The sequence below is a fragment of the Flavobacterium sediminis genome, assembly GCF_003148385.1.
Lineage (GTDB): Bacteria > Bacteroidota > Bacteroidia > Flavobacteriales > Flavobacteriaceae > Flavobacterium > Flavobacterium sediminis.
In genome coordinates this window covers 2,900,078-2,925,125 of sequence record NZ_CP029463.1, presented here as the reverse complement: position 1 = coordinate 2,925,125, position 25,048 = coordinate 2,900,078, and the positions used below count along the sequence as shown (strand labels likewise).

Here is a 25,048-nt window from a genome sequence, read left to right as displayed (position 1 = left end):
ATAAAAACAACTTACATGACAAAATCTATAACTTCATTTCTACTCGCCTCAACTTTCTGCTGGTATGGTTTTGCCCAAGAAAGCAATTTAAAAAATCTAAGACAACTTACTTTTGGCGGTGACAATGCCGAAGCATATTTCAGTCCGGACGGCAAGAATCTTACCCTACAAATCACCAATCCGCAATTTGGTATACAGTGTGATCAAATCTACATGCTGGATTTACAAAAAGACAACCACACTCCGGAAGATTTAAAACTGATCTCTACCGGATACGGACGAACTACCTGCTCATTCTTTATGCCCGACGGTAAACATATTTTATATGCTTCCACTCATGAAGGCGGACATGCTTGCCCTACTCCTCCCAAATCAACTGACGGCAAATATCTTTGGGCCATTTACCCTGAATACGATATTTATGTCGCTGATCTAAAAGGGAATATTGTAAAGCAACTCACCAATTCTCCGGGATATGATGCTGAAGCCGTTGTTTCTCCTGATGGCAAAAAGATTGTTTTTACCAGTACCCGAAGCGGAGATTTAGAACTTTGGATAATGAACATCGACGGTTCTGAAGTAAAACAATTAACAAACGGTTTAGGATACGATGGCGGTGCATTCTTTTCACACGATAGTAAAAAACTGGTTTTCCGTTCGTCACGACCAAAAACCGAAGAAGACATCAAAGAATATAAAGAGTTACTAAGCAAAAATTTGGTAGCTCCTACCGAGATGGAGATTTACACCATTAATATTGACGGTACAGACCTGAAACAAGTAACTCATTTAGGCAAAGCTAATTGGGCTCCGTACTTCCATCCTTCGGATAAAAAGATCATTTTTTCATCAAACCATCATTCTACCAGAGGATATGACTTCCAATTGTTTATGATCGATACCGATGGAAACAATTTACGTCAAATCACATGGGAAAGCGAGTTCAATGCCTTTCCGATGTTTTCACCTGACGGAAAAAAACTGGTTTTCTCTAGTAACAGAATGCAAAGTAAACCGAGAGAGACTAATGTATTTATTGCCGATTGGGTAGATACTGATGAAGCCGAAATCGTAAACGATAAAAATCTAAAACAACATATCTCTTACTTAGCTTCTGATGCATTACAGGGTCGATTAACAGGTTCTGAAGGAGAGAAAAAAGCAGCAGATTACCTTGCAGCAGAGTTTAAAAAATTAGGTCTAAAACCATATAACAAGAAAAGTTATTTTCAAAAATTTGATTATAAAGTTCGCTTAAACCCTCATGACAGCACAAGTGTAAAAGCTAATAACGGAACCAATGTAATTGCCGTTTTAGACAATAAAGCAGACCGAACTATTGTTATCGGAGCACATTACGACCACTTGGGACTAAACGAACACCACCACTCTACAAAACCTAATTCTGAAGGAGAAATTCATAACGGAGCCGACGATAATGCATCCGGTGTTGCAGGTGTCATGGAATTAGCCCGAATGTTATCGCAAAATAAATCCAAAGAAAATGTAAATTATGTTTTTGCCCTTTTCTCAGGTGAAGAAGATGGTCTGATCGGTTCCAAATTCATGGCAGAAACTTTAAAAGAAAAATTTCCGAAAGTGATCACTATGGTCAATATGGATATGATAGGACGCTTAAATAACAATAAAGCATTAGTAGTAGGCGGCGTAGGAACATGTCCGGATTTTTCAGAATTGATTGCGAAAAATAAACCAGCCGGATTCAATGTAACGGAAGAAAATACCGGAATAGGCCCGTCAGATCACACTTCATTTTATTTAAAAGATATTCCTGTTTTGTTTTTCTTTACAGGAACCCATACAGACTATCACAAACCAAGTGATGACGAGGATAAGATCAACTATTATGGTGTAAGAGCTATTGTTGATTATGTCTTCAGAATTACGGATGCCATTTCAAATATGGATACGGTAACATTTACTAAGACTAAAGTCGAAGCAGGAAAAAAAGTCCCGGCTTACAAGGTAACATTAGGCATTATGCCTGATTATACAGATTATGGAGACGGTTTACACATTGATGGTGTTACTGACGGGCGACCTGCAGATAAAGCCGGAATACAATCCGGAGATGTTTTAACCCGAATAGGTGATTGTAAAGTAAAAGAAGTATATAGCTATATGGATTGCTTGTCTAAACTGAAAGCCGGTGACGAAAGAGAAGTAACCGTAATGCGTGATGGTAAAGAGTTGAAACTGAAAGTTGTTTTTTAATTAAATGGAAGAACAAAAGAAAAATCCCTGGAACAAGACCAATCAATGGACTGAAGAATTAGAGATACTTTTCTCTATAATCCGAAAAACTGATTTAGCAGAAACAACTAAATGGGGTGGTCCGGTCTTTACCCATAACGGAAAAAATGTAGTGGGAATAGGAGGTTTTAAGTCTTATTTCGGGATTTGGTTCTTTAACGGTGTTTTCTTAAAAGACAAAAAAAAGCTATTAATCAACGCTCAGGAAGGCACAACAAAATCGCTTCGGCAAATGCGTTTTCAATCAAAAGAGGAGATCGAAGAAGCTACTATAATTGCCTATATAGAAGAAGCTATTGCTGTTGAAAACAAAGGCTTATCTGTTAAGCCCGAGAAAAAAGAAGCTATTCATTCTGCCTTTCTTGAAGATTTTTTAAGTGAAAACCCTCACTTTAAAAGCAAATTTGAAAGTCTGACACCCTATAAGCAAAGAGAATATCTGGAGTTCATTGAAACAGCGAAACAGGAAAAAACAAAACTCACCCGTTTGGAAAAAATAAAACCTTTACTTGCAGAAGGTAAAGGTCTCAATGATCGCTATCGATAAAAAAATCCCAATCGTACGATTGGGATTTTTTTTATTTCTTTTCATTTAGCTTAGCTGTCATTTCCATTGATAAAGCCGATTTTTCCATTTTAATTTTTCCGGCCATTGTTTCTATCACAACTGTTCCATCTGAAATTTCAGCGATCTTGCCGTGAATTCCTGCCTTAGTAATCACCTTGTCTCCTACTTTTAAAGTAGCTTCAAATGATTTTTCTTTTTTTGCTTTTTGTTGTTGTGGACGGATCAGTAAAAAATAAAAAATTACTGCCATAAACAACAACTGCATTATAATCGTTGTATTCATTGATCTCTTTTTATTTGGTTAAAACATTAGCCTTAATTGCGAACGTTTCTTTTCCGTTCTCAGTATTAGTTGTCAAAGTAACTGTTTTGTTTTGCATACCTGATTTTCCAGAAGAATTAAAAGATACTTTGATCGGAGCCGATTCTCCCGGTTTTACCGGTTGTTTCGGATAAACCGGAACAGTACAACCACAAGATGCTTTAGCATCAGAGATTACCAGATCAGACTCTCCTGTATTTGTTACTATGAATTCTGTTTCTACAACATCACCTGAATTGATGGTTCCGAAATCATACTCTGTTTTATCAAAGCTTACTTTCGGTAATTTTCCGATCATGGCTTTTTCTGCTTCAACAGTAGCCATATCTTCATCTGTAATTTTGCCTTGAACATTATCTTTACACGAAACAGTTATTAAAGTAATAGCAACTGCTGCTAAGTAAATCATTTTTTTCATAATACTTGTTTTTTAGTTTTATAATAATCCTCTACCCGCTTTTTGCATACGGTTATCTCTTTGAAAATCTCTTACCAGATTATCCAGAATACCATTGATGAAGATACTACTCTTCGGTGTTGAATACTCTTTGGCAATCTCTAAATATTCGTTGATCGTTACTTTTACCGGAATTGAGGGGAATTTCAATAGCTCACAAATAGCCATTTTTAAAATAATCGTATCCAATTCTGCTATACGATCAGCATCCCAGTTCGGTGTTTTATCAATATACTCTTTAGACAATTCCACTTCATTCAAAACCGTTTTTCTAAACAGGTTTCTCACAAATTCTTTATCGTCTTCGTCTCTGTATAATTTTGGCAAACGAATAGTATCATTTTCATCCTTTAAACCTTTTATTTGTTTTAAAATAAAAGTATTTACCAAAGGAAGATCATCCAACCATGTTAATTTATAATCTTCTAAATAATCGTATAATTGTTCATTAGGAGCTATGATCTGACTAAAAACATCTGCTATAAAATATTTTTCCTCTTCATACGTCCCGACCGGTTTGCTCATATAATCCTTATACAAATCACTAGCCTTAATTTCCCGGATCAGAAACAATATTAAATCGTCATTATTTTTCCAGTTCTTTATACTTCTATCCCCAAGGCTTTCCTGCAATTTCTCATTTTCCGCCAATTGCATTAAAACTTTATTAGAAATAAATTTACGGTTAGGATTGCGTTCTTCTTTAGTTGCCAGATGCTTTTTGGAAGCCATATCAAGGTATTCTTCCTCTTTTTCTCTGATTTCTACAAGGGCAGAAAGCAATAATAAATATAGATCCTGCATAATTTCAATGCTTTGATAAAGAAATCTTTCTTCCTTGTCAAGAACATCAGATTGATGTTGATGCATAGCATAGATTGTCTGCATCACTTTAATACGAATATGTCTTCTGTTTAACATACTTTAGTTTAAGAACTTTTTAAAATTAAGAAAGCGAAAGAGAATTTCTTTCGCTTTGCAAAAATACCAATAATATTTAAAAATTATTTATTCTGTAATTCTTTTTTTCTATCATCAATACGCTTTTGAGCGATAGATAAAGCAGCCTGATGTGTTGTGATGTTGTTTTTATCGGCAAAATCAAAAATTTCTAAAGCCGTGTTATAAATATTCTCCGTTTTTTCTAAAACCTGCTCTTTTGTTAAATTAGCCAGTTCTGAGTAAACATTGATGACACCTCCGGCATTGATCAAGAAATCAGGAGCATATAAAATTCCTTTTTCTTTCAGAATTTGTCCGTGTGTTATTTCGTTTGCCAATTGATTATTAGCAGCACCTGCAATAACTTTAGCTTTTAATTTACTGATTGTTTCATCATTTACCGTTGCTCCTAAAGCACATGGCGCATAAATATCCACATCAGAAGCATACAGGTCAGTTCCTGTAAAAATCTTAGCACCGTACTTAGCACCTACCTGATGTAATCTGTCTTCATTAATATCCGTAATCGTAACTATAGCACCACTTTCTGTAAGGTGTTTTACTAAAACTTCACCTACATGACCAATACCTTGTACCAAAACTTTCTTACCTTCTAAATTATCCGTACCAAACTGATATTTAGCAGCGGCTCTTAATCCCATGAAAACCCCGTAAGCTGTAATAGGTGACGGATTACCTGAACCTCCTTTTTCAACGGAAATCCCTGATACGTGTTTTGTAACTTCTCTTACAATATCCATATCTTTAGTTTCCATCCCAACATCTTCTGCTGTGATATATCTTCCGGATAAAGAATCTACATACTCCCCAAATTTACGCATCAATTCAGGTGTTTTTTCAGTCTTGGCATCACCGATTATAACGGCTTTACCTCCACCTAAGTTTAATCCTGAAATAGAATTCTTAAACGTCATACCACGCGATAAACGCAATACATCGTTAAGGGCTTCCCATTCATTAGCATACTTCCACATTCTCGTTCCTCCCAATGCAGGACCTAAAACTGTGTTATGAATACCAATAATTGCTTTTAAACCTGTATCTTTGTCATGGCAAAAAACAACTTGTTCGTGACCGTCAAAAGAAATTTGCCCGAAAACCGGTGCAACCTTTTGAAGTTCTTTTGCATTTAATACGTCTGCTATCATTTGAATTGAGTTGAAAATTATTCAATATTTTATGGCAATATTACGTAAAAATTTGAAATGATTCAAAAATTTAGTCTTTTTTTAGCAATTCAACAACAAACAACTGCTTTTAAAAGAAAAAATAAATTTTTAAAAAGTTAAGATTTAAACTGTTTTTAATTAAAAAAAAAGCTTTTTTCCGTTTTTAAATGAAAGAATTACAATATTTAAATAAATTTTTTATTAAATACAAATATCGATTCCTACTTGGAATCGTTATTACATTTATAGCCCAGATCTTCTCTTTATTTACCCCTGAACTGGTTGGTGACTCCATTCGGTCTATAGAAGAATATACTCGTAACAACCACGAAATCAGTATTGAAGTTGCCCAATCATTATTGGGTAAAAACATTATTCTGATCTTGGCTACTACACTTATTTCCGGTTTTTTTACGTTTCTGATGCGACAAACCTTAATCGTAATGTCCCGCTATGTAGAATTTGACCTCAAAAATGAAATTTATAATCATTACCAGATTCTGAGTCAGACCTTCTACAAGCAAAACCGTACCGGAGACTTAATGAGCCGTATTAGTGAAGACGTCAGTAAAGTCAGAATGTATGTCGGACCTGCCGTAATGTATTCCATGAATACACTGGTTCGCTTCTCTATGGTTATTATTTATATGTATAATATTTCTCCAAGACTTACTTTTTATTCTTTATTACCTCTTCCGTTACTCTCATACGGTATTTTTAAGATCAGTTCAGAGATAAATAAAAGAAGTGGCATTTTTCAGGCTAATCTTTCTACCTTGTCCTCTTTTGCTCAGGAAATGTTTTCCGGTATAAGAGTTATAAAAGCATACGCCATAGAAAAACAAAAAGAAAAAGAATTCACTGATCTGACAGAAGATAGTCGTAAAAAATTCATGAATTTAGCTATCGTAAATTCTTTATTCGGTCCTTTAATGATCTTACTGATCGGGTTAAGTAACTTGGTTGTTATATATGTTGGAGGCATGATGTATATCAACGGTTCCATTTCGATAGGGATCATTGCCCAATTCATTTTATATATCAACATGCTGACCTGGCCGGTTGCTTCCTTAGGTTGGGTTTCTTCTTTAGTACAAGAAGCTGAAGCTTCCCAAAAAAGGATTAATGAATTTTTACATACCGAACCTGAAATTACGAATAAAACCGATCACCATTTTGATATTAGAGGAAACATCAGCTTTGAAAATGTAAGCTTCATCTATCCGGATACCCGAATTAAAGCTCTGGATCATGTAAGTTTTCACATAAAACCAGGTGAAACACTGGCTATTTTAGGGAAAACCGGCTCCGGTAAATCGACACTTTTATCCCTTATCAGTCGCTTATATGATATTGAAAAAGGAAAGATTCTGATCGACGGTGTCCCGATTGACCAGGTCAACCTCAACGATCTGCGCAATTCAATCAGTGTAGTTCCTCAGGATGCTTTTCTGTTTTCAGACAGTATTGCAAACAATATTAAATTCGGAAATGAAGATGCCACAGAGGAAGAAGTGATTGAAGCCGCTAAACTGGCCGTTGTTCACGAAAACATTCTCCATTTTAAAGAAGGCTACAACACTGTTTTAGGGGAAAGAGGAATTACACTTTCAGGCGGACAAAAGCAACGTGTTTCTATTGCCAGAGCATTAATTAAACAAGCACCTATCTTATTGTTAGATGATTGTTTAAGTGCAGTTGACACGGAGACAGAAGAGCAAATTTTAGGAAATCTGGGATCTTTTTCTCAGGACATTACAACCATAATTGTGAGCCACAGAGTGTCCTCTGCTAAAAATGCTTCGCAGATCATTATTTTAGACGAAGGCAGAATTATTCAGCAAGGTACACATAATCAACTATTAGCAGCAGATGGTTACTATAAAGATTTATATTTTAAACAGCTTGCAGAAAAAGAAATTATATAAACTATTGCTTAATACATTTTTTTTTTAGACTTTTGAAAAACTTAAAACCATTTAATTGATAGATTGGACTATGAGAGAAAATGAAATGTTAGAACAAGAAGATATCTTTTCTAAAGTATTAAGAGCAGGTAGAAGAACATATTTCTTTGATGTGAGAGCTACTAAAGCAGATGATTACTATATTACTATCACTGAAAGTAAAAAATTCACAGAAGAAGATGGCTCATACCACTTCAAAAAACACAAAATCTATCTTTACAAAGAAGATTTTGCAGCTTTCAGAGACATTCTTGACGAAATGACATCTTTTGTAATTGACAAAAAAGGTGAAGAAGTAATTTCTGAAAGACATCAAAAAGATTTTAAAAGAGATTCTTTTTCAAATGAAACTACAGAAGAATCTGTTTCTGCAAAAAGCTTTACTAACGTAGATTTTGATGATATCTAAAATTTTTTATATTTTTAAAATAAAATAAAAGCCTCGCAAATGCGAGGCTTTTATTTTATTTCAGGATTTGAGCAGCGTGCTCCTTGGTTTTCACTTTTTCAATCACTTCTTCAATCACTCCGTTCTCATCAATTACAAAAGTTGTTCTGTGGATTCCGTCATATTCTCTTCCCATAAATTTCTTAGGGCCCCAAACCCCGAAAGCATTGATTACTTTCTTCTCTTCATCTGCTAATAAAGGAAACGGTAAATCATTTTTTTCAATAAATTTAGTTTGCGCCTTAGCACTATCGGCACTTACACCTAATAACTCGTAATTCTGAGCTTTAAAACGTTCGTAATTATCTCTCAGATCACAAGCCTCAGCCGTACAACCCGGTGTACTTGCCTTAGGATAAAAGAAAACTACTAATTTTTTTCCTTTATAATCCGCTAATTCATGCTCTTTACCATTTTGATCTAGCCCTGAAAAATTCGGAGCTTTATCTCCGGCTTTTAATGTTATCATAATACTATTAATTTTAATCGTTATTTTTGCTTCAAAGTATAAAATTACAAAAATGACAAAGAACGAAAAAGTAACATTTGTTATAAATACCTTAAATGAATTATTTCCGGAAGTTCCTATTCCGCTCGACCATAAAGACCCTTATACTTTATTAATCGCCGTACTGCTATCTGCTCAATGCACTGACGAACGCGTAAACAAGATCACACCTTCATTGTTTGCAAAAGCAGATAACCCATACGATATGATAAAAATGAGTGTCGAAGAAATTGCTGAAATTATTCGTCCATGCGGCTTAACTCCTATGAAATCGAAAGGTATTTACGGACTTTCAAAAATTTTAATTGAAGAACACAACGGAGAGGTGCCACAAAGTTTTGAAGCCCTGGAAAGACTTCCGGCTGTGGGACACAAAACTGCCAGTGTTGTAATGAGCCAAGCCTTTGACGTACCGGCATTTCCTGTAGACACACATATTCACCGATTATTATATCGCTGGGGATTTTCTAACGGAAAAAGTGTAGAACAATCCGAAAAAGATGCCAAACGTTTGTTTCCGATGGAATTATGGAACAAGCTCCATTTACAGATCATTTATTACGGAAGATCTTATTCACCGGCAAGAGGTTGGAACTTAGACAAAGACATTATTACCAAAACTATTGGCAGAAAGACTGTAATCAACGATTATCATAAAAAAAATGCCTCGTAAAATTACGAGGCATTTCCTAATTAGCTATCATTTCAAACGACAATTTACCCACTTTCGTAACGTTAAGTGCCTTTGAATAGTTTAGTAAAAAAGAAACCGTTTCTTTTTTAGGTAACATCTCTTTTGTAGCTAATTTTTCTTTAGTGTAAAGTTTTGCCATAAATATCTATTAAAATCTATAGAGTTATAACGCACAAAACTTTTGTTTAGTATTTAATTCGTTAAAATTATCTGTTTTTTTTCAATTACTTTACGCAGGTTCATTAGCGCATAACGCATTCTTCCTAAAGCCGTATTAATACTAACTCCCGTTAGATCAGCTATTTCCTTAAAGCTCAAATCCTGATAAATACGCATCACCAGAACTTCTTTCTGATCGTCAGGAAGTTCATCTATTAAACGACTTAGATCCATTTCTACCTGTTCCAGTATGATCTTTCCTTCGATATTAGGATTATCATCACTCATAAATGAGAATATCGAAAATTCTTCGGTATCTCTCTGCATAGGCATCTTCTTTGATTTCCTGAAATAATCAATAACCAAGTTGTGTGCTATACGCATGACCCAAGGTAAAAATTTACCCTCTTCATTATACGTTTTTGACTTTAAGGTTCTGATCACCTTAATAAAGGTATCCTGAAAGATATCATCGCAAATATCTCTATCCTGAATTTTAGAATAAATAAAGCCGTAAATTTTGGATTGATGTCTTTCTATTAATGTAGCTAAAGCTTGTTCATTACCACCTACATAATTTTTTACCAAGACCGCATCGGAAAGTTCATATTTAGCCATAACAATACCTTTTAGTTTACTTGTGGGTTAAGAATCTCTAAAAAAGTATTTTTAAACTATAGGCCGTTTTCTTTACAATTGATTGTCAAATTTAATAGATTTTCTTTCAATTCACCAAATTATTTTCAAACTTTTTGTCTAAAAGTTCATTTTTTTTCAATATTCAAGGGAATACAACATAAAACTCTTGGTCAATTCCTGTAAAAAACTTGATATTTATTATCTTTGCAAATCTTACAAAAAACTATGAACACAACTGATTTTTCTAAACTTGAACCTAAAAAAAATATCCTGATTAAAGGTGCTCAATTGCACAACTTAAAAAACATTGATGTAGCCATTCCCCGAAATAAACTGGTAGTTATTACCGGATTATCTGGATCCGGAAAATCAAGCTTAGCATTTGATACACTTTATGCAGAAGGACAACGTCGCTATGTTGAAAGTTTATCGTCATATGCCCGTCAGTTCTTAGGTCGTTTAGACAAACCTAAGGTAGAATATATCAAAGGTATCGCCCCGGCAATTGCTATTGAACAAAAAGTCAATACCACTAATGCCCGGTCAACGGTAGGTACCTCAACAGAGATTTACGACTATTTAAAATTATTGTATGCCAGAATCGGAAAAACCTTTTCTCCTATTTCAGGGCAAGAAGTAAAAAAACATACAGTCACCGATGTTATTGAAACTGTAAAAACCTTTGAATTAGACTCTAAATGGCTATTATTAGCACCGATTCATCTGGAAAAAGGACGTGCCATCGAAGACAAACTAAATGTTTTATTACAACAAGGTTTTGCTCGTATATTGGTTAATAATGAGATGGTTCGTTTAGATGCTATTGAGCAAGTTAAACTTGATACAAAAGAAATCTTTTTAATTGTTGACCGAATTGTCGTTAAGGACGAAGAAGAGTTTTTTAACCGTCTGGCAGATGCTGTCCAAACGGCTTTCTATGAAGGTAAAGGCGAATGCTTTTTACAAGAATTAAAAACGAACAAACAGCTATCATTCAGCAACAATTTTGAACTGGATGGCATAACATTCTTAGAACCTAATATCCATTTATTTAGTTTTAATAATCCGTATGGTGCTTGTCCTAAATGTGAAGGCTATGGAAATGTGATCGGTATTGATGAAGAATTGGTCATACCTAACACTGCACTCTCAGTTTACGAAAATGCAATTTACCCTTGGCGTGGTGAAAGTATGAGCTGGTACCGTGACCAATTGGTTAACAATGCTTACAAATTCGATTTCCCGATTCACAAACCTTATTTTGAACTTTCTGACGAGCAAAAAGCTTTGATCTGGAACGGAAACCAATATTTCACGGGTTGAATGATTTTTTTGCCGAACTGGAAGAAAAAAATTACAAGATACAGAATCGTGTTTTATTGTCCCGCTACAGAGGAAAAACCAAATGTACGGTTTGTAAAGGCAAAAGGTTACGACAAGAAGCCAACTATGTAAAAGTAGACGGAAAAACAATAAGCGAATTGGTAGATTTACCTATTGTAAAATTAATACCTTTCTTCAAAGACTTAAAACTTACTGAATACGATGTTAAAGTTGCCAAACGTCTATTGATTGAGATCAACAACCGTTTAGCTTTTCTATCAGATGTCGGATTGAGCTATTTAACCTTAAATCGGAATTCGGCAACCTTATCCGGAGGAGAATCGCAACGCATCAATCTAGCAACTTCATTAGGCAGTAGCTTAGTCGGTTCTATGTATATTTTAGACGAACCGAGTATCGGTCTGCATCCAAAAGATACGGAACGTTTGATCTCTGTGTTGAAAAATCTTCGTGATTTAGGGAACACCGTTATTGTCGTTGAACATGACGAAGATATTATGAAAGCAGCCGATATGATCATCGATATTGGTCCGGAAGCCGGAACGCATGGCGGAGAACTAGTAGCACAAGGAACCTATAATGAAATTCTGAAAGCAGATTCTCTTACGGCAAACTATCTTAGCGGAAAAGAGATTATAGAAGTACCTCAAAAACGACGCAAATTCAAACACCATATCGATATAATCGGTGCTCGTGAAAACAATCTTAAAAATCAGGATTTTATGTTCCCCTTAGATTGTTTAACGGTTATTACGGGCGTTTCAGGAAGTGGAAAAAGTACACTGGTAAAAAAGATACTGTTTCCGGCTATTCAAAAACAATTAGACGGTGTAGGCGAAAAGGCCGGGCAATTTTCTGAATTGAAAGGAAACTTTGCGAATATCAAACATATTGAATATGTAGACCAAAATCCTATCGGAAGAAGTTCGCGTTCTAATCCGGTTACCTATATTAAAGCGTATGATGATATTCGTGATCTGTTCTCAAAACAAGCGGTTTCAAAATTACGTGGCTATCAACCAAAGCATTTTTCATTCAATGTCGACGGCGGTCGTTGTGAAACTTGTAAAGGAGACGGAGAAGTAACCATTGAAATGCAATTCATGGCTGATGTTCATCTGGAATGTGAAACCTGCCACGGAAAACGTTTTAAGAAAGAAATTCTTGAAGTCACTTTTGAAGGAAAAAATATTGATAACATCCTTAAAATGACCATTGACGATGCTGTTGAATTTTTTACTCAGCATAAGCAAACTAAGATCACACAAAAGCTGCAACCGTTACAAGATGTTGGTTTAGGTTATGTACAATTAGGTCAGTCCTCTTCTACTCTTTCAGGTGGTGAAGCACAGCGTATCAAACTGGCTTCTTTTTTAGTAAAAGGAACGGTTAAGGACAAAGCTTTATTTGTTTTTGACGAGCCTACAACGGGATTACATTTCCACGATATTAAAAAACTGTTAGCCTCTTTTGATGCTTTGATCGAAAAAGGGCATTCGATAATTGTAATCGAACACAATTTAGACTTAATCAAATGTGCCGACTATATTTTAGACATTGGCCCGGAAGGCGGAGAAAACGGCGGAAAATTAGTTGCTTTCGGTACACCGGAAGAAATTGTAAAGAATAAAAATTCGGTAACCGGAATATATTTAAAGGAAAAACTGAATTGATTTAATAATTTGAAGATTCCGTAATTTGAAAATGTCTGAATTTTATAGATCAAATTAACACATCACCCCATGAACATCAAACTTCTAACCATAGGAAAAACGGATAACAAAAACCTTCAGGCTCTGATCGATGATTATTCAAAGCGTTTGGGCTTTTACATTAAATTTGATCTGGAAATTATTCCCGATATTAAAAATGTAAAGAATTTAAGTGAAGCCCAACAAAAGGAAAAAGAAGGTGAATTGATCTTATCTAAGTTAACACCTACAGATCATTTGATCTTATTAGACGAGAACGGAAAAGAGTTTTCCAGTATGGGGTTTTCTGAATTTTTACAAAAGAAAATGAATGCCGGAATAAAGACACTGGTTTTTGTTATCGGCGGGCCGTATGGCTTCAGCGAACAGGTTTATCAAAAAGCAGCCGGAAAAGTTTCATTATCTCAAATGACCTTTTCCCATCAGATGGTTCGGCTATTTGTTATTGAACAAATCTATCGTGGTTTTACTATTTTAAAAAACGAACCATACCACCATCAATAATTAAATACTTTTTCTTTTAAAAATTTACTCATTTCGTAAAACTAACGTAACAAAGCGTTTTTATTAAGCCATTATTTTTGTTTTTGTTAAAATTTACAATATATTTAGCCAAAATTATTACCAATCACTAATTTAATTTTTACCTCAAAATTTATGAAAAATTTAATTACTATTCTAGTTGTTTTTATCAATTGTGTGGCCTTTGGTCAAATAAAAGTAATTGAAACTACTCCTATTATTAGATTAGGTGCTATCGGTCAGAACGATATGTACATTCAGACAGAAGGTGACAAATACACTTTCTTTTACAAAAACATCGAAAAAGAAGAAGAGATCACAAATCGTTCGTTCACGTTCCGTGACTTAGACAACGATATTGAAAAACTGGAAGACATTATTTTAGCCGGATTCACTGCTGATCCGTTATTAGATATTAAATTAGAATTACCTAACGATTATGTTTGGTTACACTACTCTAAAAATTTAGACAGAACTTATGTTCAGTTTATGTGTAGAAGCAAAGACGGTAATACTTCAGGTGTTTCTAAATCATTCAATTTAGAACAAATCGTTAAGATGTTTGAAAAGAAACTTCCTAAAAAATAATATTCTTAAAAAGATATATAAAAAAAGCTCCGCTTATAGCGGAGCTTTTTTTATTATAATTTACAACCACATTCCGGTAATTTCTTTTCGTCATAAACAAACTCGTACGATGAAAGCTGTATACGGTCAGAAGTAAGTTGCCACGCCAGTATTTTATTTTGAATGTATTGTTCATAAGTCAGATATTTGCTGAAATTCAAATGAATAATCGTATTCTTTCCATCACTCATAAAATCAGCAAAATCACGTACAAAAGGAACAAATTCTTCTCTGTCAATACCATTTCCGTCAATTGTAATTTCGTTTTCTTTATTAAAATTGATCGTTAGATTATTGTATGCTTGATACAATTCTGCATGTTCTTTTATATAGAATTTTGAGAAATCTTTATCGTAAAAATATTGCACATCCGTAAAAGGCAAAAAGGCTAAATTTTTCCCGATACTGTCGGCATACGAATATACATTAACCGCATCTTCTCTTTTGTGCATCCCATTCTTTTTCTTTTCCTGCAATTGCTGTACTTCCGGAATCACAGCATGTAACGGCAATCGTTTATCGATATTAAAGATCCAATTCGTTGTACCGATCGTATTCTTTCTATTGATCTTTGCAATAGTATCTTTCCCTTCTACTCTGAAAAACAGATAAACCGGGGAATGATCGTAGATCTCTTTCTGAACGGAAAGATCACTTTTAGGCAACTGAACGTCTTCCTGTTTACACGAGATCAAACCTAATAGTGATATTAAAATAATACTTCTTCTCATATTTAGCATAATTGTTCCATTATTGTAATACATTCAACTGCTTCTTTAACATCATGAACCCGTAATATATGAGCTCCTTTTTGCAAAGCGATCGTATTCAGAACCGTAGTCCCGTTTAAAGCATTTTGAGGTGTTGTTTCTAATAACTTATAGATCATTGATTTTCTTGAAATACCGATCAGTAAGGGTAATTCAAAAACCGACAAAAAATCAGTCCGCCTTAATAATTCATAATTTTGTTCTAAGGTCTTCGCAAAACCAAATCCCGGATCTAAAATAATATCATTAATTCCTAAGGCTCTAGCTGCACTGACCCTTTCCGAAAAATAATAGGTTACTTCCTTCGTAATATCCTCATATTGAGCCAATGATTGCATAGTATTCGGATTACCTTTCATGTGCATCATAATATAAGGAACCTGTAATTGTGCCGCAGTTTCTAACATGTTTTTATCCAATAAACCTGCTGAAATATCATTAATAACGGCTGCTCCGTTCTCGATCGCTTTTTGAGCCACCTGAGCCCTGAAAGTATCTATCGAAAGTAGTGTTTCCGGGAATCTCTTCAAAATAACAGCAATAATCGGTAAAATCCTGTTGATCTCCTCCTCTTCCGTTACGAACTCAGCTCCCGGTCTTGAAGAATATGCTCCAAGATCTATAAAAGCAGCCCCTTCGGAAAGCATTTTTTCAGTCTGATTTAAAAAATCGGAATCGGATTTATATTTCCCTCCGTCATAGAACGAATTGGGTGTCACATTTAAGATCCCCATTACTTTTGGAGTACTTAAATCGATCAAGTTTCCTTTACAGTTTATAGTCATGTCATTCTATATCAGATTAAAATAAAGATCAAAATTCAAAGTCTGCTTCTTTTCTCTTTATTCTTTCTCCTTAATTAATTACTTTTGAAAATTAATCAAACAAATATACGCTAAATAATGACCAATACGTCGCAACAATACGATAAAATAGTAACGATTTGCCGTGACTTGTTCAGCAAAAAAGCTAAAGATTACGGAACTGCCTGGCGCATTTTACGCTTGCCTTCCTTAACAGATCAAATCTTTATAAAAGCACAACGCATCCGAAGTTTACAGGAAAATGAAGTACGTAAAATCGAAGAAGACGAAACCTCAGAATTTATCGGAATTATCAATTATTGCGTAATGGCTTTGATACAAATCGAAAAAGGTATTGCCAATCAACCCGATTTAAGTGCTGACGAAGCGATTCAATTATATGATGAAAAAATTGCATTGACAAAACAGCTAATGGAAGATAAAAACCATGATTACGGTGAAGCCTGGAGAGATATGCGGGTCAGCAGCCTTACAGATCTGATCCTTCAGAAATTGCTCCGTGTAAAACAGATCGAGAACAACCAGGGTAAAACTATCGTTTCAGAAGGAATTGATGCCAATTATCAAGATATGATTAATTATTCAGTCTTTGCCTTGATCCATTTAGGTAAAGCCGATTAACAACTGGTTAACATTTCATTGACAGCTTAATTGAAGTGAAAAAGTTAATTTTAGAAAAATTTAAAAAATGCGAAACATTAGTACACAAATCGCCCGAATTTTAGTTGGCGTTCTCTTTATTATTTCAGGATTAATCAAACTAAATGACCCGACCGGTTTTTCATTCAAATTAGAAGAATATTTCAGTGCAGATGTTTTAAACATGGAGTTTTTTATTCCTTATGCACTGCTTATTGCTTGTTTTGTTGTAATTTTTGAAGTTGTTTTAGGAGTTATGCTTCTTATCGGATTCAAACCCAAATTTACAGTCTGGAGCTTATTAGCCATGATCGTTTTCTTTACCTTTTTAACGTTCTACTCGGCTTATTTTAATAAAGTTACAGATTGCGGTTGTTTCGGAGATGCTTTAAAACTAACCCCTTGGGAATCTTTTTCTAAAGACGTAGTTTTATTAGTCTTAATTCTTATTTTATTTATCAACCAAAAATACATCCGTCCATTATACGGAAAAATAGGAGTGAACTATACTGTATTTGTTGCTTATTCACTTTGTTTATTCATGGCTTATTATGTTTTACAGCACTTGCCTATAATTGATTTCAGAGCTTATAAAGTAGGAACAGATATCAAAAAAGCGATGGAAATACCGGAAGGAGCACCTAAAAGTGAATACGAAATGGTATTTATTTATAACGTTAATGGTCTGGATACCGAAATCAGTTATGACGATGTAATGGCTAATAAAGTTCCGGAAGGTGCTGAATTTGTTGACCGAAAAGACAAACTGATACGAGAAGGATACATTCCTCCGGTACATGACTTTACGATCGAAAAAGGCGGAAACGATTATACTGAAAGTGTTTTAGAAGAACCGAAAGTGATTATGCTTATTTCGTATGATTTAAAAAAATCAAAAGAAAATGGCATGAAGAAATTGGAAGATTTTTATCAAAAAGCAGCAGAAAAAGGATATCTGGTAATCGGAATGACATCTTCCGGAACAGATATTATTGAAGAGTATAAAAAGAAATACGGTTTAACATTCGACTATTATTTTTGTGATGCAACTACTTTAAAAACAATAGAACGAGCTAACCCAAGTATCGTTGTTTTAGAAAAAGGAGTTGTCGTTCAGAAGAAACATTTCAACGATATCGATAAAGTAGTGTTAAAATAATTCACAGGTCTATTTTTTACTTGTTGAATTGTTTACATTTGGATTAAACCAATAAATTAAAAAACAAAAATGAAAAAGATCTTATTATTATTTATCGGAGTTTTAGCTTTGATTTCTTGTGAAGCACAAAACAATACCGAATTTTCAAAAGAAGCGCTTGAAAATAAAATGATCTCTAAAGAAAACCAATCGGTTACTTTTCAAGAGATCATCGAACAATATAAAGGTAAAACCGTTTTTATTGATGTTTGGGCTTCTTGGTGTCCTGATTGCGTGAAAGGTATGCCAAAAGTAAAAGCGCTACAGAAAGAACATCCGGAACTGGTTTACCTATTCATTTCAATGGATAAAACCTACGATGCCTGGCTTAAAGGAATTGAAAAATACGAGGTAACCGGTAAACATTATCTTACTACAGACGGAATGAAAGGTGTCTTCGGGAAATCAATTGCTTTAGATTGGATTCCTCGTTATATGATTGTAGATAAAACAGGAAAAATTGCTTTATTCAAAGTAATTGAAGCTGATGATGCTAAAATCGAAGAAACATTAAGCAAGCTGGAATAATTGTTCAGTTACGCAATAAATTCAAAAAACAAACCAAAATATATAAAGATTTATGAGAAAAAATATTGTAGCAGGAAACTGGAAAATGCATAAAACATACACAGAAACTCTTGCTTTATTAGATGATATCGTTGCTCAGAAAAAAGAAACTACGGCTGAGATCATTGTAGCACCAACATTCGTTAACTTAAAAGCTGCAGTTGATAAAGTAGCCAGTCAAAATATTACGGTAGCTGCTCAAAATATGCACCAGGCTGAAGGCGGAGCTTTTACTGGTGAAATTGCGGCAAATATGCTTACTGATATCGGTGTTCAAACTGTGATCTTAGGACATAGCGAAAGAAGAGCTTATTTTCATGAAACCGATGCTTTATTAGCCAATAAAGTAGATACTGCTTTAAAGCATGAAATGCGTGTCATCTTCTGTTTTGGTGAAGAGTTAAAAGACCGTCAAAAAAACAATCATTTCAATATTGTGGAATACCAATTACGAGATGCGCTTTTTCACTTAGAAAAAGAAAACTGGAAATCTATTATTCTGGCTTACGAGCCGGTTTGGGCTATCGGAACCGGAGAAACTGCTTCTCCTGAACAAGCTCAGGAAATGCATCAGTTCATTCGCGAATTAATTGCTAAAGTATATGGAAATGATGTCGCTGAAAATGTTTCGATTTTATACGGAGGAAGTGTTAAACCGGATAATGCCAAAGAGATTTTTTCGAAACCGGATGTTGATGGCGGTTTAATCGGTGGCGCTTCATTAAAGGCAACTGATTTTCTGGCTATTGTAAACGCAATTTAAAAAAATAAAAAACAATAATAAAAAAGTCCCGAAATCGGGACTTTTTTATATCTATTCATTCATAGAAATCAAAAATTCTTCATTATTCTGTGTCTTCTTGAAACGATCATAAATGAAGTCCATCGCTTCTACAGGATTCATATCGGCTAAATACTTACGCATGATCCACATTCTTTGGACAGTATTTTCATCTAATAACAGATCATCACGACGTGTACTTGAAGAAACCAAGTCTATTGCAGGGAAAATACGTTTATTAGCAATTCTTCTATCTAATTGTAATTCCATATTACCTGTTCCTTTAAACTCTTCAAAGATCACTTCATCCATTTTAGAACCGGTTTCTGTAAGCGCTGTTGCAATGATACTCAACGATCCTCCGTTTTCTACATTTCGGGCTGCACCAAAGAAACGTTTAGGTTTCTGTAAGGCATTGGCATCCACCCCACCACTCAATACTTTTCCTGAAGCCGGTTGTACCGTGTTATAAGCTCTTGCCAAACGTGTAATTGAATCTAATAAGATAACCACATCATGACCACACTCAACCAAACGTTTGGCTTTCTCTAAAACAATATTGGCAATCTTAACATGCTCCTGAGGTTCTCTGTCAAATGTAGAAGCTACTACTTCTGCTTTAACACTACGTTGCATGTCAGTTACCTCTTCCGGTCTTTCGTCAATTAAAAGTACGATCATATATACTTCAGGATGATTCGCCGCAATAGCATTAGCAACATCTTTCAGCAACATCGTTTTACCGGTTTTAGGCTGTGCAACGATCATACCTCTTTGGCCTTTACCGATCGGAGAAAATAAATCAATAATTCGTGTGGAAATAGTACTGCTACGTTCAGCAAGTCTGAATTTTTCTTTAGGAAAAACCGGAGTTAAATGTTCAAACGAAATTCTATCGCGTACCACTTGCGGATCGTGGCCGTTAATTTTTAATACTTTTACCAAAGGAAAATACTTTTCACCTTCTTTTGGAGGTCTTACAACTCCTTTTACGGTATCACCTGTTTTAAGACCAAACAATCTTATTTGAGATTGTGACAAATAAATATCATCTGGAGAAGAAAGGTAATTATAATCTGAAGAGCGCAAAAAACCATAACCATCCGGCATCATTTCCAGAACACCTTCACTCTCTATAATTCCGTCAAATTCATAATCCGGCTCTCTATAATTCGGCTGCTTTGGATTATTTGCTCCTTTCTCACTATTGTGATGACTACTTTTCTTATAGTTGGGATTATTCGGATTATTAGCATTTGCTTTACTGTTTGGCACTTTTTGAACCGAAGAAGCTTGATGTTGTTCTGTCTTAACTTCCTCTTCCTTTACAACAACAGCTTCCTTATTTACACTCTGATCCTTTACTTCAGTCTTAGCGCGTCTGGTTGTCTGTTTTGCTACAGGTTTTGATTCTTCAGCTACTTCTTTAGCTTCCTTTTCTTCCAATAAAGGATTCTTAGCCTCATCAACCACTTCAGTACCCTCCGAGGTCTTAGCCTTTTTAACAATTCTAGTCCTTTTAGGCTTAGGAACTGCTTTATCTTCTTTTACTACCGGAGAAGTTTCCTCTGCTTTTACCTTTTCAGGATTAGCTGCTTGCATATCTAGAATTTGATAGATTAAATCTTCTTTTTTTAAAGAACGATATTTTTTTACATTAGCAACTTTGGCAATTTCTTGCAAGTCAGAGAGTTTCATCTCCTTTAATACTTCAATATCAAACATGAATATCTAACTGAAATTTTTATACGATTTATTATCGAAAAATGATAAGAAAAAAATGAGTTTATCTACAAACCGTAAAATGAAGTACTTACGGTTTTACATTGCAATAATACAAATAAAAATGCAGAAAACAATAGTTTTTTATAAAAAGAAACTATATTTTTGCATCAATAACCTAGAAAATGATTCAAAGAATTCAAACAATATACATGGGAGTTTGCCTGATTTTATCAGGTGTTTTACCCTTTTTTGTTTCATTATGGACTGATGCAAACGGTTTAGTTACTTTTGCTAAGGACTCTATTCTTTATTTATCACTTTTTGGTATTATTTCCTTACTAGCTTTAGTAAGTATTTTAAATTACAAAAAAAGGCAACTCCAATTTGTTTTAAACAGATTGAATATAATATTAAACTTTATATTACTAGGATTTTTTGTATATCGAACGCTAAGCTTATCCGGAGAAACTGAAATTTCTGAGAAGGGTATTGGGATTTTTCTTCCTACCATTTCTATCGTTTTACTTGTTCTGGCAAACAGAGCAATTAAAAAGGATGAGGATCTTGTAAAATCAGTAGATCGATTACGATAAACCTAACATCTTAGTTTATTAGTGCGTTAAAAAGTCTAACTCTTTAGTTAGACTTTTTTATTTTAATATCTTCCTTTCTTTACTTTCTTTACTAGCCGCACACTACCCTGTGATTTACTATTTAGTAGCGATAGGTTTTACGGGTTCAGTTGCTATTTCAGGGAGTTCTGTAACTTGGCATAAACAACGATTCAACAGCCAAAACTACAACACCTCAAATCCTAAATATTTCACTATCGGTGATGCCAGAATCGGTGCTTCCTTAGTCGTAAGTGCTATTGCTGACGGCAGAAACCTCGCCAAATACATTCATACAAACGATTTTAATCAATAAAAAGATTAATTAGAATTCTCCTTTTCATTTCCTTTTCCTTTTCCTTTTTTAAAAGAGATACCCTATTTATGTGTAAACTCCATTTCTCAAAAATAGGGTAAAAAAAAAGAGGATCATATTTTATATGATCCTCTTAAAGAAAGGCGGCGACATACTCTCCCACAGGATTGCAGTACCATCTGCGCTGTCGGGCTTAACTTCTCTGTTCGGAATGGGAAGAGGTGAGCCCCGACGCTATAACCACCTTAAGTTTTTAGTCTAAAGTAAAAATACTTTACTTAAGACTGCAACATCGGTTGCAATATTGTAACATACTAAGATAATAAAAAACCTTAAGAAAGTTCTCCCCCCGCCTTGCAGCGGGGAAGAGCGTGTACATAAGCTTACGGGTTATTAGTACTACTCGGCTATGACATTACTGCCTTTACACCTATAGCCTATCAACGTGGTCATCTTCCACGACCCTTAAAAGAAATCTCATCTTGTGGTGGGTTTCGCACTTATATGCTTTCAGCGCTTATCCCTTCCGAACGTAGCTACTCTGCGGTGCCCCTGGCGAGACAACAGATACACTAGAGGTTCGTCCAACTCGGTCCTCTCGTACTAGAATCAGATCCACTCAAATTTCTAACGCCCGCAGTAGATAGAGACCGAACTGTCTCACGACGTTCTGAACCCAGCTCGCGTGCCACTTTAATGGGCGAACAGCCCAACCCTTGGGACCTTCTCCAGCCCAGGATGTGACGAGCCGACATCGAGGTGCCAAACCCCCCCGTCGATGTGAGCTCTTGGGGGAGATCAGCCTGTTATCCCCGGCGTACCTTTTATCCTTTGAGCGATGGCCCTTCCATACGGAACCACCGGATCACTATGCTCTACTTTCGTACCTGATCGACCTGTATGTCTCTCAGTCAAGCTCCCTTATACCATTGCACTCTACGCACGGTTACCAAGCGTGCTGAGGGAACCTTTAGAAGCCTCCGTTACTCTTTTGGAGGCGACCACCCCAGTCAAACTACCCACCAAGCAATGTCCCCTACATCCGCAGGGTTAGGCCTCAGACAAGCAAAGGGTGGTATTTCAACAATGACTCCACAACGCCTGGCGACGCCGCTTCAAAGTCTCCCACCTATCCTACACATCACGTGTCCAAGGTCAATACTAAGCTATAGTAAAGGTGCACAGGGTCTTTTCGTCCCACTGCGGGTAATCGGCATCTTCACCGATACTACAATTTCACCGAGCTCATGGCTGAGACAGTGTCCAGATCGTTACACCATTCGTGCAGGTCGGAACTTACCCGACAAGGAATTTCGCTACCTTAGGACCGTTATAGTTACGGCCGCCGTTTACTGGGGCTTCAATTCAATGCTTCTCCGAAGATAACATCTCCTCTTAACCTTCCAGCACCGGGCAGGTGTCAGGCCCTATACCTCATCTTACGATTTTGCAGAGCCCTGTGTTTTTGATAAACAGTCGCCTGGACCTTTTCACTGCGGCCCCGCCTGAGCGGGGCGACCTTTCTCCCGAAGTTACAGGTCTATTTTGCCTAATTCCTTAGCCATGAATCTCTCGAGCACCTTAGGATTCTCTCCTCAACTACCTGTGTCGGTTTACGGTACGGGTACTTATAATCTAAGTTTAGAAACTTTTCTTGGAAGCCCTTAGGCACACTATCCCTTTGTCCGAAGACTCCGAGTACTATCGTATTTCACCAAAACCTACGGATTTGCCTATAGGTCTTATAGCTACATACTTCAACGAACACTTCCGTCAGTTCGCGGTGCTTTCATCACTCCGTCATTCCATCACAATTATAAGTAGTACGGGAATATTAACCCGTTGGCCATCGACTACCCCCTTCGGGTTTGCCTTAGGACCCGACTAACCCTCAGCTGATTAGCATAGCTGAGGAAACCTTAGTTTTTCGGTGTGCGGGTTTCTCGCCCGCATTATCGTTACTTATGCCTACATTTGCTTTTCTAAACAGTCCAGCAATCCTCACAGATCACCTTCAACCCAGTTTAGAATGCTCCCCTACCCATCTTTCGATGCCATAGCTTCGGTAGTATACTTATGCCCGATTATTATCCATGCTCGTCCGCTCGACTAGTGAGCTGTTACGCACTCTTTAAATGAATGGCTGCTTCCAAGCCAACATCCTAGCTGTCTAAGCAGACAAACCGCGTTTTTTCAACTTAGTATACATTTGGGGACCTTAGCTGATGGTCTGGGTTCTTTCCCTCTCGGACATGGACCTTAGCACCCATGCCCTCACTGCTGGTAAACATTTATTAGCATTCGGAGTTTGTCAGGAATTGGTAGGTGGTGAAACCCCCGCATCCAATCAGTAGCTCTACCTCTAATAAACTAAGCCAGCGCTGCCCCTAAAGGCATTTCGGGGAGTACGAGCTATTTCCGAGTTTGATTGGCCTTTCACCCCTACCCACAGGTCATCCGAAGACTTTTCAACGTCAACCGGTTCGGTCCTCCACTATGTGTTACCACAGCTTCAACCTGCCCATGGGTAGATCACACGGTTTCGCGTCTACCATTACCGACTATGGCGCCCTATTCAGACTCGCTTTCGCTACGGATCCACACCTGAAGTGCTTATCCTTGCCGGCAACGGTAACTCGTAGGCTCATTATGCAAAAGGCACGCCGTCACCCCAAAAGGGCTCCGACCGCTTGTAAGCGTATGGTTTCAGGATCTATTTCACTCCGTTATTCACGGTTCTTTTCACCTTTCCCTCACGGTACTGGTTCACTATCGGTCTCTCAGGAGTATTTAGCCTTAGCGGATGGTCCCGCCAGTTTCACACAGGGTTTCACGTGCCCCGCGCTACTCAGGATACCACTATCCTTATCTTCTCTTACTTATACGGGACTATCACCCTCTATGGTTAACCTTTCCAGGTTATTCTAATTCAATCCGTAAGAAATCTCGTGGTCCTACAACCCCAATATTGCCGTAACAACATTGGTTTGGGCTAATCCGCGTTCGCTCGCCACTACTTACGGAATCACTTTTGTTTTCTTCTCCTCCGCCTACTTAGATGTTTCAGTTCAGCGGGTTCGCCTCCTATCGGATACTATGTCTTCAACATAGTGGGTTGCCCCATTCGGATATCTACGGATCTATTCGTATGTGCCAATCCCCGTAGCTTTTCGCAGCTTATCACGTCCTTCTTCGCCTCTGAGAGCCTAGGCATCCCCCATACGCCCTTATTTTGCTTATTGTA

General features: G+C 36.3%; 23 protein-coding genes, 2 rRNA genes and 1 pseudogene. 14 read left to right on the top strand and 12 right to left on the bottom strand.

The genetic code is table 11. From position 1 onward, the window contains the following. The first annotated feature begins 15 nt into the window (after positions 1 to 15). Complete coding sequence (locus DI487_RS13575; protein ID WP_109570118.1) at positions 16 to 2,235, top strand: M20/M25/M40 family metallo-hydrolase; 2,220 nt, start codon at positions 16 to 18, stop codon at positions 2,233 to 2,235. Positions 2,236 to 2,239: 4 nt separating this feature from the next. Beyond that, a complete protein-coding gene (locus DI487_RS13570) occupies positions 2,240 to 2,821 on the top strand; it encodes a YdeI/OmpD-associated family protein (protein WP_109570117.1) in 582 nt (193 codons plus the stop codon). A 31-nt stretch (positions 2,822 to 2,852) separates the two neighbouring features. Here the strand turns inward: DI487_RS13570 and yajC are convergent, their stop codons facing one another. From yajC to DI487_RS13550, 4 genes are all read right to left on the bottom strand, one after another. Beyond that, on the bottom strand, positions 2,853 to 3,125 hold the full coding sequence (yajC, locus tag DI487_RS13565; protein ID WP_109570116.1) for a preprotein translocase subunit YajC: 273 nt from the start codon (positions 3,123 to 3,125) through the stop codon (positions 2,853 to 2,855). A 10-nt stretch (positions 3,126 to 3,135) separates the two neighbouring features. Further along, positions 3,136 to 3,582: a DUF1573 domain-containing protein gene (locus DI487_RS13560; protein ID WP_109570115.1), complete on the bottom strand. Its 447-nt coding sequence runs from the start codon at positions 3,580 to 3,582 to the stop codon at positions 3,136 to 3,138. An 18-nt stretch (positions 3,583 to 3,600) separates the two neighbouring features. Beyond that, positions 3,601 to 4,542 carry a transcription antitermination factor NusB gene (nusB, locus tag DI487_RS13555; protein WP_245896408.1) on the bottom strand — a complete coding sequence of 314 codons (942 nt, stop codon included), beginning with the start codon at positions 4,540 to 4,542 and terminating at the stop codon, positions 3,601 to 3,603. Between the two features lie 83 nt (positions 4,543 to 4,625). Continuing rightward, the gene (locus DI487_RS13550) at positions 4,626 to 5,732 is read right to left on the bottom strand and encodes a Glu/Leu/Phe/Val dehydrogenase dimerization domain-containing protein (protein WP_109570114.1); all 1,107 of its coding nucleotides are present in this window, start codon (positions 5,730 to 5,732) and stop codon (positions 4,626 to 4,628) included. A gap of 188 nt (positions 5,733 to 5,920) precedes the next feature. On the opposite strand from DI487_RS13550, the gene DI487_RS13545 reads away from it, so the two are divergent. Then, a complete protein-coding gene (locus DI487_RS13545; RefSeq protein WP_109570113.1) occupies positions 5,921 to 7,681 on the top strand; it encodes an ABC transporter ATP-binding protein in 1,761 nt (586 codons plus the stop codon). Between the two features lie 70 nt (positions 7,682 to 7,751). Further along, on the top strand, positions 7,752 to 8,129 hold the full coding sequence (locus DI487_RS13540; protein WP_109570112.1) for a PUR family DNA/RNA-binding protein: 378 nt from the start codon (positions 7,752 to 7,754) through the stop codon (positions 8,127 to 8,129). A gap of 55 nt (positions 8,130 to 8,184) precedes the next feature. Here DI487_RS13540 and bcp read toward each other — a convergent pair whose 3' ends face one another. Further along, on the bottom strand, positions 8,185 to 8,637 hold the full coding sequence (bcp, locus tag DI487_RS13535; protein WP_109570111.1) for a thioredoxin-dependent thiol peroxidase: 453 nt from the start codon (positions 8,635 to 8,637) through the stop codon (positions 8,185 to 8,187). A 52-nt stretch (positions 8,638 to 8,689) separates the two neighbouring features. On the opposite strand from bcp, the gene DI487_RS13530 reads away from it, so the two are divergent. Next, on the top strand, positions 8,690 to 9,349 hold the full coding sequence (locus tag DI487_RS13530) for an endonuclease III domain-containing protein (protein WP_109570110.1): 660 nt from the start codon (positions 8,690 to 8,692) through the stop codon (positions 9,347 to 9,349). A gap of 16 nt (positions 9,350 to 9,365) precedes the next feature. Here DI487_RS13530 and DI487_RS16110 read toward each other — a convergent pair whose 3' ends face one another. After that, positions 9,366 to 9,509 (bottom strand): hypothetical protein, encoded by a 144-nt coding sequence (locus tag DI487_RS16110; protein ID WP_170108213.1) that lies wholly within the window; start codon positions 9,507 to 9,509, stop codon positions 9,366 to 9,368. Positions 9,510 to 9,562: 53 nt separating this feature from the next. After that, positions 9,563 to 10,147, bottom strand: a complete 585-nt coding sequence (locus DI487_RS13525) for an RNA polymerase sigma factor (RefSeq protein WP_109570109.1) — start codon at positions 10,145 to 10,147, stop codon at positions 9,563 to 9,565. Between the two features lie 246 nt (positions 10,148 to 10,393). On the opposite strand from DI487_RS13525, the pseudogene uvrA reads away from it, so the two are divergent. The 3 genes and pseudogenes from uvrA (at position 10,394) to DI487_RS13510 (ending at position 14,334) form a co-directional block, all read left to right on the top strand. Next, positions 10,394 to 13,185 (top strand): annotated as a pseudogene (gene uvrA, locus DI487_RS13520) (excinuclease ABC subunit UvrA). Positions 13,186 to 13,254: 69 nt separating this feature from the next. After that, entirely contained in the window at positions 13,255 to 13,728 is a 474-nt protein-coding gene (gene rlmH / locus DI487_RS13515; protein ID WP_109570108.1) for a 23S rRNA (pseudouridine(1915)-N(3))-methyltransferase RlmH, read from the top strand. Positions 13,729 to 13,881: 153 nt separating this feature from the next. Continuing rightward, positions 13,882 to 14,334, top strand: a complete 453-nt coding sequence (locus tag DI487_RS13510; protein ID WP_109570107.1) for a hypothetical protein — start codon at positions 13,882 to 13,884, stop codon at positions 14,332 to 14,334. 53 nt (positions 14,335 to 14,387) lie between these two features. Here the strand turns inward: DI487_RS13510 and DI487_RS13505 are convergent, their stop codons facing one another. Together DI487_RS13505 and folP are read right to left on the bottom strand one after the other, a co-directional pair. Further along, on the bottom strand, positions 14,388 to 15,104 hold the full coding sequence (locus DI487_RS13505; RefSeq protein ID WP_179948681.1) for a hypothetical protein: 717 nt from the start codon (positions 15,102 to 15,104) through the stop codon (positions 14,388 to 14,390). 2 nt (positions 15,105 to 15,106) lie between these two features. Continuing rightward, positions 15,107 to 15,928, bottom strand: a complete 822-nt coding sequence (folP, locus tag DI487_RS13500; protein WP_109570106.1) for a dihydropteroate synthase — start codon at positions 15,926 to 15,928, stop codon at positions 15,107 to 15,109. Between the two features lie 117 nt (positions 15,929 to 16,045). Here folP and DI487_RS13495 point away from each other — a divergent pair, with 117 nt between their 5' ends. The 4 genes from DI487_RS13495 to tpiA all read left to right on the top strand — a co-directional run bounded on the left by DI487_RS13495 (position 16,046) and on the right by tpiA (position 19,134). Beyond that, entirely contained in the window at positions 16,046 to 16,588 is a 543-nt protein-coding gene (locus tag DI487_RS13495) for a DUF1599 domain-containing protein (RefSeq protein ID WP_109570105.1), read from the top strand. Between the two features lie 67 nt (positions 16,589 to 16,655). Continuing rightward, positions 16,656 to 17,765, top strand: a complete 1,110-nt coding sequence (locus DI487_RS13490; protein ID WP_109570104.1) for a BT_3928 family protein — start codon at positions 16,656 to 16,658, stop codon at positions 17,763 to 17,765. A 69-nt stretch (positions 17,766 to 17,834) separates the two neighbouring features. After that, entirely contained in the window at positions 17,835 to 18,332 is a 498-nt protein-coding gene (locus tag DI487_RS13485; protein WP_109570103.1) for a TlpA family protein disulfide reductase, read from the top strand. A 52-nt stretch (positions 18,333 to 18,384) separates the two neighbouring features. Beyond that, positions 18,385 to 19,134 carry a triose-phosphate isomerase gene (gene tpiA, locus DI487_RS13480; RefSeq protein WP_109570102.1) on the top strand — a complete coding sequence of 250 codons (750 nt, stop codon included), beginning with the start codon at positions 18,385 to 18,387 and terminating at the stop codon, positions 19,132 to 19,134. Between the two features lie 51 nt (positions 19,135 to 19,185). On the opposite strand, the gene rho is transcribed toward tpiA, so the two are convergent. Then, the gene (rho, locus tag DI487_RS13475; protein WP_109570101.1) at positions 19,186 to 20,877 is read right to left on the bottom strand and encodes a transcription termination factor Rho; all 1,692 of its coding nucleotides are present in this window, start codon (positions 20,875 to 20,877) and stop codon (positions 19,186 to 19,188) included. 182 nt (positions 20,878 to 21,059) lie between these two features. Between rho and DI487_RS13470 the strand changes: the two genes are divergently transcribed. Both DI487_RS13470 and DI487_RS13465 read left to right on the top strand, forming a co-directional pair. Next, positions 21,060 to 21,470: a DUF4293 domain-containing protein gene (locus DI487_RS13470; protein ID WP_109570100.1), complete on the top strand. Its 411-nt coding sequence runs from the start codon at positions 21,060 to 21,062 to the stop codon at positions 21,468 to 21,470. Positions 21,471 to 21,579: 109 nt separating this feature from the next. Further along, complete coding sequence (locus tag DI487_RS13465) at positions 21,580 to 21,804, top strand: hypothetical protein (RefSeq protein WP_109570099.1); 225 nt, start codon at positions 21,580 to 21,582, stop codon at positions 21,802 to 21,804. Positions 21,805 to 21,942: 138 nt separating this feature from the next. Here the strand turns inward: DI487_RS13465 and rrf are convergent. Continuing rightward, positions 21,943 to 22,052: ribosomal RNA gene (gene rrf, locus DI487_RS13460) — 5S ribosomal RNA — on the bottom strand. Positions 22,053 to 22,177: 125 nt separating this feature from the next. Next, positions 22,178 to 25,046 (bottom strand): 23S ribosomal RNA (locus DI487_RS13455). Between the last annotated feature and the right edge of the window lie 2 nt (positions 25,047 to 25,048).